Annotated in this window: 18 protein-coding genes; 8 read left to right on the top strand and 10 right to left on the bottom strand. The window is 70.5% G+C overall.

Translation table 11 applies throughout. The features are described from left to right. Positions 1 to 77 precede the first annotated feature (77 nt). The 3 genes from O7601_RS23720 to O7601_RS23710 form a co-directional block, all read right to left on the bottom strand. Positions 78 to 725: a class I SAM-dependent methyltransferase gene (locus O7601_RS23720; protein ID WP_281563296.1), complete on the bottom strand. Its 648-nt coding sequence runs from the start codon at positions 723 to 725 to the stop codon at positions 78 to 80. Between the two features lie 115 nt (positions 726 to 840). Then, a complete protein-coding gene (locus O7601_RS23715; RefSeq protein WP_281563295.1) occupies positions 841 to 1,632 on the bottom strand; it encodes an MBL fold metallo-hydrolase in 792 nt (263 codons plus the stop codon). Further along, on the bottom strand, positions 1,629 to 2,417 hold the full coding sequence (locus O7601_RS23710) for an alpha/beta hydrolase (RefSeq protein WP_281563294.1): 789 nt from the start codon (positions 2,415 to 2,417) through the stop codon (positions 1,629 to 1,631). Before O7601_RS23710 ends, O7601_RS23715 begins: the two co-directional genes overlap by 4 nt. 246 nt (positions 2,418 to 2,663) lie before the next feature. Here O7601_RS23710 and O7601_RS23705 point away from each other — a divergent pair, with 246 nt between their 5' ends. Then, positions 2,664 to 3,437, top strand: coding sequence for a hypothetical protein (locus O7601_RS23705; RefSeq protein WP_281563293.1), 774 nt, complete (start codon positions 2,664 to 2,666; stop codon positions 3,435 to 3,437). A 139-nt stretch (positions 3,438 to 3,576) separates the two neighbouring features. Beyond that, complete coding sequence (locus tag O7601_RS23700; RefSeq protein ID WP_281563292.1) at positions 3,577 to 3,933, top strand: VOC family protein; 357 nt, start codon at positions 3,577 to 3,579, stop codon at positions 3,931 to 3,933. A gap of 53 nt (positions 3,934 to 3,986) precedes the next feature. Here the strand turns inward: O7601_RS23700 and map are convergent, their stop codons facing one another. Next, the gene (gene map / locus O7601_RS23695; RefSeq protein WP_281563291.1) at positions 3,987 to 4,805 is read right to left on the bottom strand and encodes a type I methionyl aminopeptidase; all 819 of its coding nucleotides are present in this window, start codon (positions 4,803 to 4,805) and stop codon (positions 3,987 to 3,989) included. 77 nt (positions 4,806 to 4,882) lie between these two features. On the opposite strand from map, the gene O7601_RS23690 reads away from it, so the two are divergent. From O7601_RS23690 to O7601_RS23680, 3 genes are all read left to right on the top strand, one after another. Further along, complete coding sequence (locus tag O7601_RS23690) at positions 4,883 to 5,149, top strand: helix-turn-helix transcriptional regulator (protein WP_281563290.1); 267 nt, start codon at positions 4,883 to 4,885, stop codon at positions 5,147 to 5,149. Positions 5,150 to 5,242: 93 nt separating this feature from the next. After that, positions 5,243 to 5,929: a DNA alkylation repair protein gene (locus O7601_RS23685; protein ID WP_348650271.1), complete on the top strand. Its 687-nt coding sequence runs from the start codon at positions 5,243 to 5,245 to the stop codon at positions 5,927 to 5,929. A gap of 232 nt (positions 5,930 to 6,161) precedes the next feature. After that, positions 6,162 to 6,986: an SAM-dependent methyltransferase gene (locus tag O7601_RS23680; RefSeq protein WP_281563288.1), complete on the top strand. Its 825-nt coding sequence runs from the start codon at positions 6,162 to 6,164 to the stop codon at positions 6,984 to 6,986. 61 nt (positions 6,987 to 7,047) lie between these two features. Here O7601_RS23680 and O7601_RS23675 read toward each other — a convergent pair whose 3' ends face one another. After that, positions 7,048 to 7,566 carry a hypothetical protein gene (locus O7601_RS23675; RefSeq protein ID WP_281563287.1) on the bottom strand — a complete coding sequence of 173 codons (519 nt, stop codon included), beginning with the start codon at positions 7,564 to 7,566 and terminating at the stop codon, positions 7,048 to 7,050. Positions 7,567 to 7,803: 237 nt separating this feature from the next. On the opposite strand from O7601_RS23675, the gene O7601_RS23670 reads away from it, so the two are divergent. From O7601_RS23670 to katG, 3 genes are read left to right on the top strand one after another with little or no spacing between them, the layout of a single operon-like run. Further along, positions 7,804 to 9,636 (top strand): protein kinase, encoded by a 1,833-nt coding sequence (locus tag O7601_RS23670; RefSeq protein WP_281563286.1) that lies wholly within the window; start codon positions 7,804 to 7,806, stop codon positions 9,634 to 9,636. Positions 9,637 to 9,685: 49 nt separating this feature from the next. Next, complete coding sequence (locus tag O7601_RS23665; protein WP_281563285.1) at positions 9,686 to 10,141, top strand: Fur family transcriptional regulator; 456 nt, start codon at positions 9,686 to 9,688, stop codon at positions 10,139 to 10,141. Continuing rightward, entirely contained in the window at positions 10,138 to 12,414 is a 2,277-nt protein-coding gene (gene katG, locus O7601_RS23660; protein ID WP_281563284.1) for a catalase/peroxidase HPI, read from the top strand. The genes O7601_RS23665 and katG overlap by 4 nt, the downstream gene beginning before the upstream one ends. Before the next feature lie 82 nt (positions 12,415 to 12,496). Here katG and O7601_RS23655 read toward each other — a convergent pair whose 3' ends face one another. From O7601_RS23655 to O7601_RS23635, 5 genes are all read right to left on the bottom strand, one after another. After that, positions 12,497 to 13,339 carry a carbohydrate ABC transporter permease gene (locus O7601_RS23655; protein WP_281563283.1) on the bottom strand — a complete coding sequence of 281 codons (843 nt, stop codon included), beginning with the start codon at positions 13,337 to 13,339 and terminating at the stop codon, positions 12,497 to 12,499. Continuing rightward, positions 13,329 to 14,294: a sugar ABC transporter permease gene (locus O7601_RS23650; RefSeq protein WP_281563282.1), complete on the bottom strand. Its 966-nt coding sequence runs from the start codon at positions 14,292 to 14,294 to the stop codon at positions 13,329 to 13,331. Before O7601_RS23650 ends, O7601_RS23655 begins: the two co-directional genes overlap by 11 nt. A gap of 10 nt (positions 14,295 to 14,304) precedes the next feature. Further along, the gene (locus O7601_RS23645; protein ID WP_281563281.1) at positions 14,305 to 15,576 is read right to left on the bottom strand and encodes a sugar ABC transporter substrate-binding protein; all 1,272 of its coding nucleotides are present in this window, start codon (positions 15,574 to 15,576) and stop codon (positions 14,305 to 14,307) included. Positions 15,577 to 15,591: 15 nt separating this feature from the next. Next, positions 15,592 to 17,217, bottom strand: a complete 1,626-nt coding sequence (locus O7601_RS23640; protein ID WP_281567014.1) for an FAD-dependent oxidoreductase — start codon at positions 17,215 to 17,217, stop codon at positions 15,592 to 15,594. Between the two features lie 75 nt (positions 17,218 to 17,292). After that, positions 17,293 to 18,303, bottom strand: a complete 1,011-nt coding sequence (locus O7601_RS23635; RefSeq protein WP_281563280.1) for a LacI family DNA-binding transcriptional regulator — start codon at positions 18,301 to 18,303, stop codon at positions 17,293 to 17,295. Between the last annotated feature and the right edge of the window lie 118 nt (positions 18,304 to 18,421).

Raw genomic sequence — 18,421 nt, 5'->3', positions numbered from 1 at the left:
AATCAATTGAGATGGATCTATACCAGTTAACTCATATTAAGGCGAGCGATGCTCGGTTCCCGGGCGACGTCGGCTGCTCAGTCGGGCTTGACCGCGTGCACGCGCTCGACGGTGCCGGCCTTCAACCGCTCGGCCTCGACGATCGTGAACCCCGTAGCCCGCACCAGTGGCAACTGACGGCGGGTGAGGTGCTCGCCGGCCGAACGAACCGTCAGCCGTTCAAGGAGCCACTGCGCGGCGTGAACCGGTGGCCACGTGCTACCGATGTGGTCCAGCAGGAGCAGCCGGCCGCCGGGCACGAGGACGCGCTTCATCTCGTCGATCGCTTGCGCCGGGTGCGGGATGCTGCAGAGTGAGAGCGCGCAGACCACGGTGTCGAACGACGCGGCGGTGAAAGGTAACGCCTCCGCGTCGCCCTCGCGCAGGTCGACCGCGCGGCCGAGGTCTGCGGCGCGTCGCCGCGCGATGTCCAGCATCGCCCGGCTCAGTTCGACGCCCACCACGGTCACGTCGGCGGGGTAGTACGGCAGGTTCCGACCGGTGCCGATGGCGACCTCCAACACCCGACCACGCGCGCGGACCCCCAGCCATTCGCGGCCACCAGCGAACTGGACCCGCTCGAAGAACGCGATCTGCTTGTCGTAGCTGGGTGCGGACCTGTTCCACACGCGTCGCTGTTTCGCGGTCGGCGTCTCGGCGGTCGTCCGCTGGGCGGGGCTGTTCATGATGATGGTCTTCCTGATCGCCGGGCGGCCGGGGTACTGGTGTGCAGCGGCAGATCGCGGTGACTTGACTGCGTCGTGGTGACCTGGCGCTCTGGACTCTTGTTGTTTCGCTCGGTCAAATCGTGACGGTGGTGGCCGTGCCGGGGGTGAGCCAGTGCAGGCTCTCCCGGACCGGGGACGGCGCGGCGGCGAAGGCGGCCTCGATTGCCGGTCGGCCCTCGCGGAAGTGCCCCCAGCCCTCGTAGTGCACGGGCAGCACCGTGTGGGCCTTGAGCAGCCCGCACAGTTCGGCGCCCTCGGCGGCGGTCATCGTGTAGCGCAGCGGCCCGGTGAGGCCGAACCGCACCGCCCCGAGGTGCAGCACCACGGTGCCGATGGCGAACCGGTCGGCGACCTGACGGACTCCGTCGTAGAGCACGGTGTCGCCGGTGATCCAGAGGGGACCGTGCCGCTGGCCGGGCCAACGCAGCACGAACCCGGTCACCTCGCCGACGACGGGCCGGCTCAGCGGCGGGCCGTGCCGGCACGGAGTCGCGATGACCTCGATGGTCGGGCGGCCGGGCGCGGTCAGCGTGGTGTGCTGCCACGGTGCCAGGCCGGTGGCGGCGGCACCGAGTCGCCGGCCGCCGGCCACGGTGGTGACGACCCGGCCCGCCGCCCGTGACAGGACCCGGCCGGTGTCGTCGAGGTTGTCGGCGTGGTGGTCGTGGGTCAGCAGCACCGCGTCGAGGTCGCCGAGCGACTCGGCGGCCAACGCCGGGCCGGTGAGCTTACGCGAGGCGGTACCCCAGCCGAACCGGTAGGTACGACCGGGCGCGTCGAAGGTCGGGTCGGTGAGCAACTGCCAACCGTCGACCTCGATCAGCACGGTCGGGCCGCCGACGTGCGTGATCCGTACGTCGGTCACGCCGCGTGCCGTACGGCCCAGTCGAGCACCTCGTCCGCGATCCGCTCCCATCCCTGCTGGGCCGGCAGCAGGTGGGCGTAGCCCGGGTACTCGCGGCGTTCGGTGACGGTGTCGGAGGTGTAGTGCTCCGCGTTCGATTTCTGCACGGCGGGCGGCATGATGTGGTCGGCGCCGCCGGACACGAACAGCAGCGGCGCGCGGTCATCGTTCTGGTAGTCGACCCAGGTGTCCTGGTGACCGGGCTGGAAGTTGGCCAGGACGCCGCCCCACACGATGCCGCCGGGGGCGGGAATGTGGTAGCGCTCGTAGAGCGCCCGCGACTCCTCGTCGGCGAACGTGTTGGTGAACGCGTACTTCCACTGGTCGAGGGTCAGGCCGACCGCCTTGTGCCGGTTGGCAGGGTTTCTGAGCACTGGGAACGTGGACTTGACCTGGGACAGGGGGACCACGCGTACACCCTCCGTGGGTGCCGAGTTGAGCGCCACTCCAGCCGCGCCGAGACCATGGTCGAGCAGGATCTGGGTGAAGGCGCCGCCGGCGGAGTGACCGATGATGATCGGAGGCTCCGGCAGCCCCCGCACGACCTCTTCGAGGTGGGCGATGATCTGTGGAACCGTCACCTGTGCGATCGGGGTCGGGTCGGCGTTGAGCGCCTCCACCTCGACCTCGAACCCCGGGTACGCGGGAGCCACCACCTGGTGGCCCTTGCTCTCGTAGTGGGTGATCCAGTGCTCCCAGCTGCGGGGTGTCACCCAGAAGCCGTGCACCAGGACGATCGGTCTCATGGCTGGTACTCCTCTGTAACACGTCCACAACTGCGCTTCATCGAACGCCGCACTGATGGAGAAACCCCGTCGTGCCGTTCGCGGTTGCGGCCCAGAGGCGAACGAGAAGACGAGGTTCAGCTCAGTATGCGCGTCGCCGAGGGGTAGGACAACGCCAACAGGGAGATTCAACATCTGCTATATATGGGAACGCTCCCAAGCTTGCCGCCACTTTGTCCTGGTGGAAGACATCTCCCTGGAGGGAACATGCGCAGCCTCCTTGCCACGTTGACCGCCCTGATGGCCGGCGTCACCGTCGGCACTGTCCCGTCCGACGCCGCGGATGCCTCCCACCGAGGCTCCTGCACCCGGCACATGCTCTTCTGCGAGGACTTCGAGCGCCTTCCGCGCGGTGGCGCCAGCACCCTGGACTGGGGCATCGACACGCGCAACGGCACGCTCACCGTGGAACGTGCCGGCCGGGGCAACCAGGTGTTGCACGTCCACACCGTCGACAACGGACGTGCCTTCCTGCGCGTCGACGATTTCGCCGCGCCGGGCAACCGTTTCTACGGTCGGATGCGGCTGCGCGTCGACGCCTTCCCCACCGGGCCGGACTGGGCGCACTTCACTCTGGTCGAGGCGACCGGCACCGGTAGTTCGGAGATCGTCCGTCCGGTCGGCGGGCAGTACGCACCCACGGTCCCCGGAATCTTCTGGGGGGTCGGCGCCGACGGCGGGCCGACCGGCGACTGGACCAACTGGCGCGAGTCCGCCCCGGTCGTCGAGGACACCTGGCAGTGCTTCGAATGGCAGCTCGACCCGGCGGACAACCGGGTCGCGGTGTGGATCGACGGGGTGGCGAACCCGGAGCTGACCGCCTCCACCACCGAACACGGCGGCAACGACGTGCCGTTCGTCCTGCCGACGGTGAACACCGTGAAGATCGGTTGGCAGCTCTACCAGGGCGGCACCACGCCTGGCGAGTTCGACCTCTGGATCGACGACATCGCGCTGTCCACCAGGCGCCTCGGCTGCTGACCCCCACGGCGGCCGACACGCCGCTCGGAGCCCGCGCGGGCGTCGCGATATTGGGCGGCGCGCGGCGACGAATCTCCCTACGGTCCACCCGATGGATGGCGTGCTGCCGACTGTGGTCAGCCGGCGATTGGGGAATGCGATGACGGGTCAGCTTGTCGCGGTGTGTTTCGACGCGAGCGGGCCGCTGCGGCTGGCGCAGTTCTGGGCCGGCCTGCTCGGCCGGGAGGTCGTTCACGATGCCGGCGGCGGTACGTTTCTCCCCGGCACGGACACACAGCTCGGCCTCCGGTTCGCGGAGAGCCGCGCAAGGCGGGTGGGGAAGAACCGGGTGCACCTGCATCTCACCAGCGCCAGCCTCGCTGACCAGCAGCAGACGGTGGCCAGGGCACTCGCCCTCGGCGCCGGCCACGTCGACGTCGGACAACGCCCGGAGGAAGGGCACGTCGTCCTGGCCGACCCGGACGGCAACGAGTTCGGTGTCCTGACCCCCCGATAGCTCGCCTGGCCTGCGACACGGCAGCCCGTCGACCGCCCGGAGATCGCTCCGGGTCACAAGTGGGTGGCGGACCTCACGGGGCGGTCGGCGGAGGCGGTGCCGCGGGTGGGGCGGCGGGTCAGGACCCGGGGGCCGGAATCCGTTATTGCGACCGTGTGCTCGGAGTGGGCGGTGCGGGAACCGTCCGCCGACCGGATGGTCCAGCCGTCCTTGTCGTACCTGATCTTGTCGGTGGAGTGGCAGAGCCAGGGTTCGATGGCGATGGTGAGGCCGGGTTCGAGTTTCAGGCCGCGACGGGGACGGCCGCTGTTGGCCACGTGCGGGGCCTCGTGCATGGTGCGGCCGATGCCGTGGCCGCCGAACTCGGCGTTGACCCGGTAACCGTAGGTTTGGGCGACCTCGCCGATCGCGGCGGAGACGTCTCCCAGGCGGCCGCCGGGCTGGGCGGTCTTGATGGCGGCTTCCAGTGCGACCTCGGTGGCCTCGATCAGCCTCAGGTCGGCCGGGTCGGGGGTGCCGACGACGACCGAGAGCGCGGAGTCGGCGACCCAGCCGTCGATGCCGACCGCCATGTCGATGCTGAGCAGATCGCCGTCGCGCAGGACGTAGTCGTGGGGGAGACCGTGCAGCACCGCGTCGTTTACCGACAGGCACAGCACGTTGCGGAACGGACCGCGGCCGAACGAGGGGGCGTAATCCCAGTAGCAGGACTGCGCGCCGCGTTCGTCGATGCGGCGACGAGCGTAGTGCTCGAGGTCCATCAGGTTGACGCCGACCGCGGCGACCCCGCTCAGTTCGGCGAGCAGCTCGCCGACGAACTGGCCGGTCACCGCCATCCGCTCGATCTCCTCGGCCGACTTGAGCTCGATCATGAAAGCCTCCCTCATCCCCCGCGGTATTTTTATACCACGTCACGATGGTGCTGCGCGGGAGGGGATATCCTGCTGGCATGGTTCGCCAACCGCTCACCGCCGAACAGATCGCCGCGGGCCAGCGTCTCGGAGCCGCCCTTCGGGCCGCCCGGGCCGGCCGTAGCCTCGTCGACGTGGCCCTGGCGGCCGGCATCTCTCCGGAGACGCTGCGCAAGATCGAGGCGGGTCGCCTCCCCGCGCCGGCGTTCGGCACGGTGGTCTGCCTCAGTCAGGCCCTGGGCGTACCCCTCGGCGACCTGGCCGAGGTCTGGCGGGCCGACATGCCCATCCGCCAGGCGTCCTAGGGTCGCTGTCGGACGCCGTGCGCTCGTCGAATGTCCGGCCCACGGTGCGCCTCGTCGTACGCTGCCTCGGTGGGTGACGAGCAGGGGGCAGAGATGGCCGGAACGCCGCTGACCGGGACGACAGTAACGCAGGTGATGGCTGAGTTGGCCGAGCTGGCGGACCCGAGGACGCGCGAGGTCAACGAGAGGCACGGTGACGACCACGGTGTGAACCTCAGCAGGCTGCGCGCCCTCGCGAAGCGGCTGAAGACCCAGCAGGATCTCGCGTGGCAGCTGTGGCAGACGGGTGACACCGCGGCGCGACTCCTGGCGATTCTGATCTGCCGTCCAAAGGCGTTCGAGCGCGACCAGTTGGACACCATGCTGCGCCAGGCGCGTCGACCCAAGGTGCACGACTGGCTGGTGAACTACGTGGTGCGGAAGAGCCCGCACGGTGAGGACCTGCGCCGGGCGTGGTTGGTCGATCCTGACCCGGTCGTCGCCAGCGCCGGCTGGGCGCTGACCACCGACCGGGTGGCCGCGAAGCCCGCGGGCCTCGACCTCACCGGGCTGCTCGATGCCATCGAGGCGGAGATGAAGGACGCCCCGGACCGCCTGCAGTGGGCGATGAACCACTGCCTGGCGCAGATCGGGATCGAGCACGCAGAGCACCGCGCCCGCGCGATCGGCATTGGGGAGCGTCTGGGGGTGCTCAAGGACTACCCGACCTCGCCGGGCTGTACCTCTCCGTACGCGCCGACCTGGATCACCGAGATGGTGCGCCGACAGCACGACAGTTGAGCACACCTCGTCGGGCGCGACGAGGCGGAAGAGACGTCCCGGCCAACGCGGGACCGAGGCGAGCCGCGGCGTGTGTGTCCCCGCACGGACCACTTAGGATGACCGGCGCATGGCGAGCAAACCGGGACGGCGCCGCCGACCGAACACACTTCGAGGTCTGGCTACACTCGGATCCGGCGCTCGATCCAGCGGTTCGACCGACCGCGATCTGATGTGGACGAGGAGACGAGCTGTGGCGAGTCAAGAGGCGGCACCGCCCGGGGTGGACATGAGTGTGCCGAGCATCGCCCGGGTGTACGACTTCATGCTCGGCGGCAAGGACAACTTCGCGGTGGACCGCGCTGTGGCCGAGCACGCGCTCAGGATCACGCCGGACGGCCCGCAGGCGGGCCAGGCGAATCGGGCCTTCCTGCGTCGGGCGGTGCGTCTCCTCACCGAGCAGGGCATCGGCCAGTTCCTCGATCTCGGCTCCGGTCTGCCCACCCAGGGCAATGTGCACCAGGTGGCCCTGCGCCACGATCCGCAGGCGCGGGTGGTCTACGTCGACAACGATCCGATCGTGCTGGCGCACGGTCGGGCGCTGCTGGCCGACGCCGGAACCGCGACGGTGGTCCAGGCCGATATCCGGTCGCCGGAGGCCATCCTGGAACACCCGGAGGTCCGCCGGTTCCTGGACTTCGACCGTCCCGTCGGGCTGCTGCTCTTCGCGATTCTGCATCACCTGACGGACGACGAGAACCCAAAGGCGGTGGCGGCGAGGCTGATCGACGCCCTGCCGTCGGGCAGCTTCGTCGCGATCTCCCACTTCCGTGATCCCGGTGACCGGCAACCCGATGCCTCCCGGAAGGCGCGCGAGGTCGAACGCATCTTCAACGAGTCCCTCGGCACCGGTCGGTGGCGTACCGACGAGGAGATCCTCTCCTTCGTCGAGGGCCTGGAGGTGCTGGAACCGGGCCTGGTGCCGGTGGCCGCGTGGCGACCGGACCCGGATGAGGCCGCGCCGGAGCAGAGCGACACTTACCACACCTTCGTCGGACTCGTCGCACGCAAACCGTGATGTCCCACTCGGGCCCACCTGCGGGTGGCCGCATCGACTGCGGCCGCCTACCTGGGTGCCGTCACCGCCACACGGTGACCTGACTGGCCACCAGTGCCTTCTGCCCTTCGAACGGGCGGTACGCCGTGGGGTCGGTCAGTTGGTGGCGGGTCGCGAGGCTGCGGTACGAGAAGCGGACCACCGTTCCCTCCATGCTCACCAACTGCGGCGGGGCCGCCTCCACCGCCTGCCGGGTCAGCACCAGCAGGGTGCGATCGGCCAGGTCGACATCGCGTACGACGAGCGCGCGCTCGTCGATGACCTGGTCGACGGTCGCCGTCACGGTCAGCGAGTCACCGACGTCGACCTTCGCGAGGGTGTTCGGCGGGCTGGTGCCGGTGGCGGGCGGTGGCGGTTCCGCCACCGGCTCGGGGGCGCAGCCGGTGACGGCGAGTACGGCCGCCAGCGCGGTGGCGACCGCCGCGTGCCGTACACCGGGCCGGGCGGCTCCTCGGCCGGCGCGCGCGGCCGGCTGGACTGCGGGGTCGTAGGCGGCGCGCAGACGCCGCGTGGCCCAGGTGGCTATAGGTCGGTCGCGCATGTCGTCGCCTCCTCGAAAGAGTGCCTGTTCCCAGAGATGCCCTGCGGGATGACGAGTGCCGCGCGAACGTGTGACGGTCACGTGACATCACGGATCGAGGCGCACCAACTCATTGACCAGGGGTTTTCCCGCCTGCGGCCGGGGGTAGCGCGATAGTCGACCAGGGCGGTGACCGGACACGATCCGCCGACGGACACCCCTACCGGGGGTGCGCGACCGGAGCGGGAGGTTGGGCTCGTGCGATGTCTGCAGCGGCGTTACCGGCTCGACGAACCGGTCGGCCGGGGTGGGATGGCCACCGTCTGGCGCGGCTACGACCTGCGATTGCAGCGTACCGTCGCGGTGAAGCTGCTGTCGGCGCCGCTGCTGGGTGACCCGGCGGCCCGCGACCGCATCCGCCGCGAGGCGCTGGCCGCCGCACGGCTGGACCACCCGGGCGTCGCCCGGGTCTACGACTACGGCGAGCAGCGGCACCTGACCCGCACACCCACCCCGTTCCTGGTGATGGAGTTCGTCGCCGGATCGACGCTGGCCGCTCGGCTGCGTGCCGCCGGCCCGCTGCCCCCGGTCGAGGCGGTGCGGATCGGTCGGGAGGTGGCGGCGGCTCTCGCCGCCGCGCACGAGCAGGGCATCGTGCACCGGGACGTCAAGCCCGGCAACATCATGCTCACCGAGAGCGGCGTGAAGGTCGTCGACTTCGGTATCGCGGCCGGCGCGGGTGACGACCCGGCGGAGCCGGACGGGCAGTTGTGGGGAACCCCGAGCTACCTGCCGCCGGAGCTGACCGCCGGAGCGGAGGCGGTGCCGGCCGGTGACGTGTTCGCCCTCGGCGTCGTGCTCGCCGAATGCCTCACCGGTCAGGCTCCTCGACGCTCTCCGAACGAAACGGTGGCCGTCCCCACCGTCGAGGGACTGTCCGACTCTCACGCGCAGCTGCTCGGTCGGTGTCTGGCCACCGATCCGAATCGGCGTCCGGAGGCGGCCGAACTTGCCGAGGCACTGGCCGGGGTGACCACGAACGTGCGGCCGGCGTCGGGCTCCACAGCCACTCATGTCGTACCCACCCGGGCGGTCGCCGGCCCCACCCGGCCGGCCGGTGGACGGTCCCGACGGTCGGCGGTCGCCGGGCGGCGCCGCGGGCTGCTGTTCGCCGCGCCCGCCGCGGCGGCAGCCGCGCTGGCCGGGGTTTTGCCGGGGCTGCTCACCGCCGAGGAAGGCTCGGCCGACCCACCGGCCGCCGAGGCCGGCTGCACGGTGCGGTACCGGGCACAGCAGGCGGCCGATGGTCACTTCCTTGCGCAGATCAACGTGACGGGAAGCGGGCAACCCGCGGCCGGGCAAGGGGCACTGACCTTCACCCTGCCGGCCAGTCAACACCTCCTCGACGTGCGCGGCGCCACCTGGACGCACGACGAGCAGCGGGTGACCCTCCGGCTGGCCGAGCCGTCGGAGCCGGGCACCGGCGTCACGGCAACCCTGCACGGCCGGGTCGAGTCCGGTGGGCACGAGACACCGGAGCGGTTCAGTCTGTCGGGTGTCGCCTGCGAGCATGCCGGCACGCACGTACGGACAGCGGTCCTGGCCTCCGCGTCGGCCGAGCCGGCGGCGTCGACGGAGCCGGCGGCGTCGAAGAAGGAGTCCTCCCGAGGTCGGTCGGGCACGCCGGACGGGGGCAGCCGGTCTCCGGACGGCGGCGGGGGCGGATCGGGTCAGCCCGATGCCCGGCCGTCGGGCGCACCATCGCCGACGCCATCGGGCGGGCCGACCAGCTCGACACCGCCCACATCCGATCCGTCGATCTCGCCGAGCCCGTCGGCGACGACCAGCCCCACGCCCGACCCGTCGGCGACGACCAGCCCAACGCCCGACCCGTCGGCGACGTCGAGTCCGTCGGCGACGTCGCGCCCACCCAGCCCGTCTGCGCCGCCCGAACCGACTGCGGCGCCGACCACGGAACCTGCCGAAACCACAGCGCCGACCCCCGAACAGACGCCGATCACCGCCTCGGTGACCTCCGTCACGCCGACGGCCGCGGACCAGGGTGGGGAAACCGACGACACGAAAGCCTGATCACTCGAAAACTTGATTGATTCCAGAAGAGTCGAGTAGGTTCGTCGGCATGACGGCCGACTTCGAGGCGCAGCTGCGGGCGGTCTCGTTGCGCGTGACCCGGCCCCGGTTGGCGGTGCTCGCGGCGCTGCGCGACCACCCGCACGTCGACACCGACACCGTGATCCGGCTGGTCCGCGCCGATCATCCCACCGTGTCCCACCAGGCGATCTACGATGTGCTGCGGGCGCTCACCGACGCCGGTCTGGTACGGCGCATCCAGCCCACCGGAGCGATCGCCCGCTACGAGTCCCGGGTCGGGGACAACCACCATCATGTCGTCTGCCGCTCCTGCGGTGTGATCGCCGACGTGGACTGCGCCGTCGGCTACGCCCCCTGTCTGACCGCCTCCAACGACCACGGGTTCGTGGTCGACGAGGCGGAGGTCGTCTACTGGGGCACCTGCCCCGACTGCGCGACCGCCCGCACCACAAGTGAACCGCCAGGTCGGAAGGAAGCACATTGAGCAACGCAGAGCACGACGCCCCGTCCAGCGCCCAGGGCGTGGACGCCAAGGCAGCCGCCGGCTGCCCGGTCGCGCACGACTCCGTGACCGCCCACGGCAGCGAGAGCGAGAACCCGGCGATCGACTCGCCGACCCCGAAGACCGGCGGTCGTCCGCGGACGAACCGGGACTGGTGGCCCAACCAACTCGACCTCTCGGTGCTGCACGCCCACTCGTCGAAGGGCAACCCGCTGGGGGAGGACTTCAGCTACGCCAAGGAGTTCGCCAAGCTCGACGTCGAGGCGCTCAAGCGGGACATCACCGAGGTCCTCACCACCTCGCAGGACTGGTGGCCGGCCGACTTCGGTCACTACGGCGGCCTCATGATCCGGATGAGCTGGCACGCCGCGGGCACCTACCGCATCGAGGACGGACGCGGTGGCGCCGGCGACGGCGGTCAGCGCTTCGCCCCGCTCAACAGCTGGCCGGACAACGCCAACCTGGACAAGGCCCGCCGCCTGTTGTGGCCGGTGAAGCAGAAGTACGGCCAGCAGATCTCCTGGGCCGACCTGCTCGTGCTCGCCGGCAACGTGGCCCTGGAGTCGATGGGCTTCAAGACCTTCGGGTTCGGCTTCGGCCGCGAGGACGTCTGGGAGCCCGAGGAGATCTTCTGGGGTCCGGAGGACACCTGGCTCGGTGACGAGCGCTACGTCTCCGAGAAGGAGATGTCGCAGGGCGTCGGCGCGACCGAGATGGGCCTGATCTACGTCAACCCCGAGGGCCCGCGCGGCAACGCGGACCCGCTCGCGGCGGCACACTTCATCCGGGAGACCTTCGCCCGGATGGCGATGAACGACGAGGAGACCGTCGCGCTGATCGCCGGCGGCCACACCTTCGGCAAGACCCACGGCGCGGGTGTCGCCGACAACCACGTGGGCCCGGAGCCCGAGGGCGCGCCGCTGGAGTCGCAGGGCCTTGGCTGGCTGAGCACGTACGGCAGCGGCAAGGGCGCCGACACCATCACCAGCGGCCTCGAAGTCACCTGGACCGACCGGCCGACGCAGTGGAGCAACCGCTTCTTCGAGATCCTCTTCGGCTACGAGTGGGAACTCGCCACCAGCCCCGGCGGTGCCAAGCAGTGGGTCGCCAAGGACGCCGAGGCGATCATCCCGGACGCCCACGACCCGTCGAAGAAGCACAAGCCCACGATGCTCACGACCGACCTGTCGCTGCGCGTCGATCCGGCGTACGAGAAGATCTCCCGCCGGTTCCTGGAGAACCCGGACGAGTTCGCCCTTGCCTTCGCCAAGGCGTGGTTCAAGCTGCTGCACCGCGACATGGGCCCGGTCAGCCGGTTCCTCGGACCGTGGGTGCCGGAGCCCCAGCTGTGGCAGGACCCGGTGCCGGCCGTCGACCACGAGCTGGTCGGTGACGCCGATGTCGCGGCGCTGAAGGCGAAGGTGCTGGAGTCCGGTCTCACCACCGCCCAGTTGGTGAGCACCGCCTGGGCCTCGGCCGCGAGCTTCCGGTACACCGACAAGCGCGGTGGTGCCAACGGCGCCCGGATCCGCCTCGAACCGCAGCGCAGCTGGGAGGTCAACCAGCCGGAGCAGCTCGCCACGGTGCTGAGCACCCTGGAGGGCATTCAGCAGGAGTTCAACGCGGCGGGCGGAGCCAAGATCTCCCTCGCCGACCTGATCGTGCTGGCCGGTTCGGCCGCCGTCGAGAAGGCCGCGCGCGACGCCGGTGTCGAGGTCACCGTCCCATTCCACCCGGGTCGTACCGACGCCAGCCAGGAGCAGACCGACATCGAGTCGTTCCGGGTCATGGAGCCGCGTGCCGACGGGTTCCGCAACTACCTGCGGGCTGGCGAGAAGACCCAGCCGGAGGTGCTGCTGATCGACCGGGCGTACATGCTCAACCTGACCGCGCCCGAGATGACCGTCCTGATCGGCGGCCTGCGTTCCCTCGGCGCCAACGTCGGCGACAGCCGGCACGGCGTGCTCACCGACCGGCCCGGCGTGCTCACCAACGACTTCTTCCGCAACCTGCTCTCCACGGGCGCGCGGTGGAAGGCGTCGGAGTCCGACGAGCACGTGTACGAGATCCGTGACGTGGCCACCGACCAGGTGAAGTGGACCGCGACCGCGGTCGACCTCATCTTCGGCTCCAACTCCCAGCTCCGGGCGCTCGCCGAGGTCTACGCCAGCGACGACGCCCGTGGCAAGTTCGTGGCCGACTTCGTGGCCGCCTGGACCAAGGTGATGGAACTGGATCGGTTCGACCTCGCCTGATCCGGCACCCGCACCACGAGCCCCGGGCGATCAGCGACGATCGCCCGGGGCTCGCCGCACCTGAGGTCCGCGCGGGTGCGCGTCAGCCCTTCAGGCCGGTGTGGGCCAGGCCCTCGATGAACTGCCGTTGCGCGATCACGAAGATGACCAGGATGGGAATGGCGGTCATCGAGGCCGCCGACAGCTGCACGTCCCACATCGGCCCGCCGTAGGCGTCGACGAACTGGGTCAACGCCTGCGGCAGGGTGAACTTCTCCGGTGTGGAGAGGAAGACGATCGGCTCCAGGTACAGGTTCCAGCTGTGCAGGAACGTGAAGATCGCCACCGCGCCGAGCGCCGGGCGGGCCAGCGGCAACGCGATGCGCCAGAAGGTGGCGAAGCGACCCAGCCCGTCCACCCGTGCCGCCTCCTCCAACTCGGCCGGGAGGGTGATGAAGAACTGCCGCATGATGAAGGTGGCCAGCACGCTCGGCGCGCCCAGGATCGGCACCAGGATCAGCGGCCAGTGGGTGTCCACCAGGCCCCAGGAGTTGAACATCCGGAACAGCGGGACGATCGTCACCTCACTCGGGATGAGCAGCCCGACCAGCACCACCACGAACAGCACCTGCTGGCCCCGGAAGCGGATCCGGGCGAAGGCGTACCCGGCCAGCGACGACACGGCCAGGGTGCCGACGGTGACCACCGCCGCGATGTACCCACTGTTGAGGTACTGCTGCGCGAACGGTTGCAGCTCGAAGACCCGACGGTACGCGGAGAGGCTGGCCTCGGTCGGGATCAGCGACGGCGGGAAGGCGAAGATGTCGCCCACCGGTTTCACCGACGAGGTGACCATCCACCAGGTGGGGAAGACGAACGGCAGGGCCAGCAGGCAGAGCGCGCCGTAGAGCGCGAGCCTGGCCCGTACGGAGAGCCTACTGTTCATGGAAGACCCACCTTCTGCGCATCCGCCACTGCACGACGGTGAGCACCAGCACGATCAGGAAGAGCAGCACCGACAGCGTGGCCCCGTAGCCGAACTGGTGGAACTGGAACGCCCGCTGGTACAGGTAGTAGACGAGCACCGTGGTCGAGGTGCCCGGTCCGCCCTGGGTGAGCACGGCGATCTGGGCGAACACCTGCAACGACCCGACCACCGTGATGATCGAGGTGAGCAGGATGGTCGGGCTGATCAGCGGCACGGTGATCCGCCGGAACCGGGTCCAGGCGTTGGCGCCCTCGACCCGGGCCGCCTCGTACAGCTCCGCCGGCACGCCCTGGAGCGCGGCCAGGAACAGGACCATGTTCAGGCCGACGTTCTTGACCACCTGCACCACGATCACCGACAGCAGTGCCGTCCAGTCGCCGCGCAGCCAGTTCGGCCCGTCCACGCCGGCCACGCCCAGCGCCCCGTTGACGCCGCCGTTGTCCTGAAGCAGGAACCCCCACACGATCGTCCAGGCGACAAGCGAGACGACCACCGGGGAGAAGAACAACGTCCGGAACACGACGGTGCCGCGCAGTCGCTGGTTGAGCAGCACCGCGAGCAGCAGGGCCAGGCTGAGGTTGAACATCACCAGGCCGACCGAGAACAGCGCGGTTACCCGTAGCACCGACGGAAGGTTGGGGTCGTCGGCCATGGCCTGGTAGTTGCCCGCGCCGACGAACTCGAAGGTGCCGGCGAGCACGTTCCACTCGTGCAGGCTGTACCAGACGACCAGCCCGAGTGGGATCAGCACGAACAGCACCGAGCCGGCGAGTTGCGGTGCGACGAAGAGTAGCCCGGCGAGCTGGTCGCGGCGGCGGGTCGTCCACCAGCCGCGCCGCCGGCGCGGTGCGGACTCGCCGGGGGCGGACCGGTCACCGGCCCGCCCCGTGGTGTCCCTGGTCAGGACCGACATGACACGGGCCCTACTTCGCCAGCAGCGGGTTGATCGCGGTGCAGACGCCGTCGAGTACCCCCCGCACGTTCGCGTCCGGCCGCCACAGCGGGTCCAGCGCGGCCCGGACCGCCTGGTTCAGCTCGGCCTGGCCGGTGTGGCTGGGCTTGACCACCCCCTCGGCGATCCCGTCGATCACCACCGCCTGCAACTGCTCCGGGCTCAGCAGCGGGTTGGTTTTCGCGAGCGTTTCGGCGGTGAGCAGTGAGGTACGCGGCGGCGGGAAGAACTGCGCCAGCTTCGCCGAGTTGGCGGGGTTTGTCAGGTAGGCCAGGAAGTCGACGGCGGCCTCGGCGTTGCGGCCCTGCTTGAGCACACCCATGCCGCCCTGGCCGATCACCGCGTACTCACCCTTCGGCCCGGCGGGCAGCGGCACCAGGTCCCAGCCGAACTTCTGCCCCTCCAGCAGGGAGGCGCGGGAGATCTGGGTGATGGTCATGCCGGCGTCACCGGCGAAGAAGTCGGCGGTGGTACCCGGGCCCGGCAGGGCCTTGTCGACGAAGATCCCCCGGTGCAGGACGGTCATCGCCTCGACCATCTCGGCCGAGTTGAAGCCGCAGGTGCGGCCGTCCTCGCTCCACGCCTGCGCTCCCCAACCGGTCCACACCGTGGACAGGAAATCCCAACCCTTGTAGTCGAAGTCGCGGACCACCAGACCCGCCTTGCCGGTCTCCGCCTGTACCGTCTTCGCGGTGGTCAGCGCGTTCTGCCAGGTCCACTGGCCGGCGGCGATCAGCTCGGCCGGGCTCTGCGCGCCGGAGGACTTCACCAGGTCGGTGTTGACGAACACCCCGAACGGCGAGGTGGAGAAGGGGTACGCGTACAGCTTGCCATCGGCCTGCCACAGCTTCGTCGCGGCCGGTGCCAGCTCGTCGAAGCCGTACCCCTCGGTGCCCTTCAGGGTGTCGTCCAGCGGTACCAGCGCGCCGGAGGTGACGAAGTCGGGCGCGGAGTTCTCCAGCACCCAGGCCAGATCGGGCGGGTTGCCGCCGGCGATCTGGGTGGTCAGGGTGGTGGTGTAGCTCTCGAACGGAATCGGGTCGAAGGTGATCCCGGCGACGTCCGGGTTCGTCGCGGTGTACTCGGCGGCGATCTCGTTGAACAGCTTCAGGTGGGCCTCGTTCGCCGACCAGGTGGTCATCCGCAGCGTGACCGGGCCGTCGGACTCGGCGGACTCGCCGCCGCAGGCGCTCAGGCCGAGCAGCGCGGTGAGCGCGACGACGGCCGTCAACCGGTTCCTCATGGGTTATGTCCTTCCTCAGTAGCCGGCGATGTCGGGCCAGCGCAGCTCGACACCGGAGTCGGCGAGGCGGTTCTGGAAGTCGGCCAGCAGGCCGGGGGTGTAGCGCACCGCGCGGGGGGTGATCCGCCGGGCCAGGCAGAAGTCCGCGAGCAGACCGGCGACCTCGCCGACGTTCCACTCCACGGGATGCAGGCGGTAGGAGCCGTTGGTGATGTGCGTGGTGCCGATGTTCTTGCCGGCGGGCAGCAGGTTCTCCACCCGGCGGGGGATCAGGGCGCCGAGCGGGATCTCGAAGGGGCAGGAGGCCACGTCGATGTAGTTGTCGCCGCCGGTGGAGGGGTGCAGGTCGATGCGGTACATGCCGACCCCGACCGAGTCGGCGTAGCTGACCGCGCCCTTGTCGCCCCGGATCTCCAAGGAGAGGTCCTGCTCGACGACCGTGTACTCGGCGCGGATGCGGCGCGACTCCCGGATGTAGGGCGCCTGGGCCAGGCCGCTGTGGGTGACGTCCCCGCCGGTGGCGGCGGTGCCGGTGCCGGTGACGTCGCCGCGTAGCCGCAGCCCGGGGAAACCGGTCCCACCGTCGGTGCGCGGTGCCTCGGTCTGGAGCCAGTACAGCACCGACAGGGACAGCTCCCGGGCCGCGGCGATGCCGGCGTCGGCATCGGGTACGTCGATCACCGGCCGCTCGAAGTAGTCGATCATCGGCCAGTTGACCAGGCAGATGTCGCTGTCGTACGCACCGGGGGCGAAGTTGCGCCGGGCGGCGATCCGGCGGAATGTCCACAGGTTCCCGTCACCCGGGTTGACCCGCTGGTCGGCCTGGACCAGCCAGGGGTCGTCGTCCGGATTCGGCGTGAAGCTGCGTTCGGAGATTGCCAGGGTACGCGGGTTGGGGGAGCGGAACGACAGCATCCGGTCGCCCCAGAACGGCGGCCGGTACGCCCGCCAGAAGTCGTACGCCGTCGGCTTGTCGATGGTGTGGTCGCCGTCGACGTGGTCGACCGCGAAGCACACCGACACCGCCTGCATGTTCGCCGGCTGTGCCTGCTCCGGCGCGCTCGGCTCACCGGTGTCGGCCCGCGATTCGAAGCCGGTGACGTACTCGGTGTCGGTCAGCGGCAGCAACTCGCCGGTCTCGGTGGCGTCCAGCACGTACGGCGCGGACAGGTGCACCCGCTCGCCGGTATGCCGGTGCGCCACGGTGACGCCGGTGACCCGGTCGCCGTCGGTGTCGGCCGCCACCGGCCGGTACGGCTGGAGCACCCGCAGCCGCCCGGATCCCCGGTACGGCCCCAGCATGGCCTCCAGCACCGTCACCGCGACCCGGGGTTCGTGGCAGAGCCGACTGACGTGCCCGGCTCCCGGGTTGAGCGCGGTGGTGCGCCGGGCCCGGTCGGTCAGCGGATACCACCGTCGGTAGTGCTCCCGGATGCCGTCACGCAGTGCCCGGTAGCTGGCGGTGACGCCGAAGCGCTCCACCCAGGAGTGCTCGTCCGGCGGTACGGCCTGGCTGGTGAGCTGCCCGCCGAGCCAGTCGTACTCCTCGGTCAGCAGCACGCTGCGGCCGGCGCGCAGCGCGGCCAGGGCGGCGGCCACGCCACCGAGCCCACCGCCGACGACAAGTACTTCGGCCTGCATTTCGGGCACGGTCGGTCCTCTCATGGAACGGTCCAGGGTCGCCGGGGCGGGCGTGGCGACCGGGGGTGAGCTGGGTCAGGGTCGGGGCGGCAGGAGGGTCACGCCGTCGACCGGCTGGCACGGCAGCAGCCGCTGGGTCACCGTGCCGGGCACCCCGGCGAGCAGCCCGGTGAGCACCTCGACGGCCTGCCATCCCATCTCGCGGCGGGGGATCCGGAAGCCGGTGAACTCCAGATCGCTGGTCGTCGGTCGGGTCGGGTCGCCGAGGGCGAGGATGGACAGGTCGGAGGGCACGGTCCGGCCGCGCTCGGCGGCGACGGCGGCCAGGGCAACGCCGTCGGCGTACTCTTCGACCACCACGGCGGTGACTCCGCTGGCGAGCAGCGCGTCGAGCAGCTCGGCGGGGGAGCGGTCGGTGGGTTCGTGCCGGGTCGGCAGTCCTGCCGCGTCGAGGGCGGCCCGGTATCCGGCGAACCGGTCGGTGTGTGATTCCGGGCCCGCGCCCTGGCCGAGGTACGCCAGCCTGCTGTGGCCGGCGTCGAGGGCGCGCCGGACCACGTCGGCGGTGGCGGTGGCGTAGTCCGCGCCGACGTACGGCACCGGTCCGCCCGCGTCGTCGCGTCGGCCGACGGAGACGAACGGGTGCCCCTCGGCGACCAGCCGGCCCAGCTCGTCGCGGTCCAGCGAGCGACCGAGCAGGACGCAGCCGTCGGCCAGTCGCAGCCGGTTGTCGTCGTGGAAGATCCGCCGCCGGCCGTCGGTGACCGGTGCGCTGGTGAGCAGCAGCAGGTCGCAACCGAGGCGCTCGGCGGACTCCTCGATACCGACCAGGAACGGGTGGTAGAAGTCGCCGGTGCCGGCCGGGAACACCGGCTCGTAGGTGAAGACGCCGAGGATCCGGTTGTGCCGGGCGGCGAGCCGCCGGGCCACCGGGTCGGCGACGTACCCGGTGGCCCGGATGGCGCCCAGCACCCGTTCCCGGGTCTCCGGGGCGATCCGGACGCTGCCGTCGTCGCGGCCGTTGAGCACCAGCGAGACCGTCGCCTGGCTGACGCCGGTCATCCGGGCGATGTCCTGCTGGGTCACCCGCCTACGCGATCCGGTCACTTTCCGTGTCCAATCGTTTCTGCGCTAATACGCATTAGCTACGTTGGTGTGAAATCCTGCGACCGGCAACCGCCTGCCGTCAACCCCCGTGGTCGGA

This window comes from Verrucosispora sp. WMMD573, from assembly GCF_027497175.1.
GTDB lineage: Bacteria > Actinomycetota > Actinomycetes > Mycobacteriales > Micromonosporaceae > Micromonospora.
The sequence above is the reverse complement of the archived record's forward strand: the minus strand, read 5'-3'. Positions and strand labels throughout refer to the sequence as shown.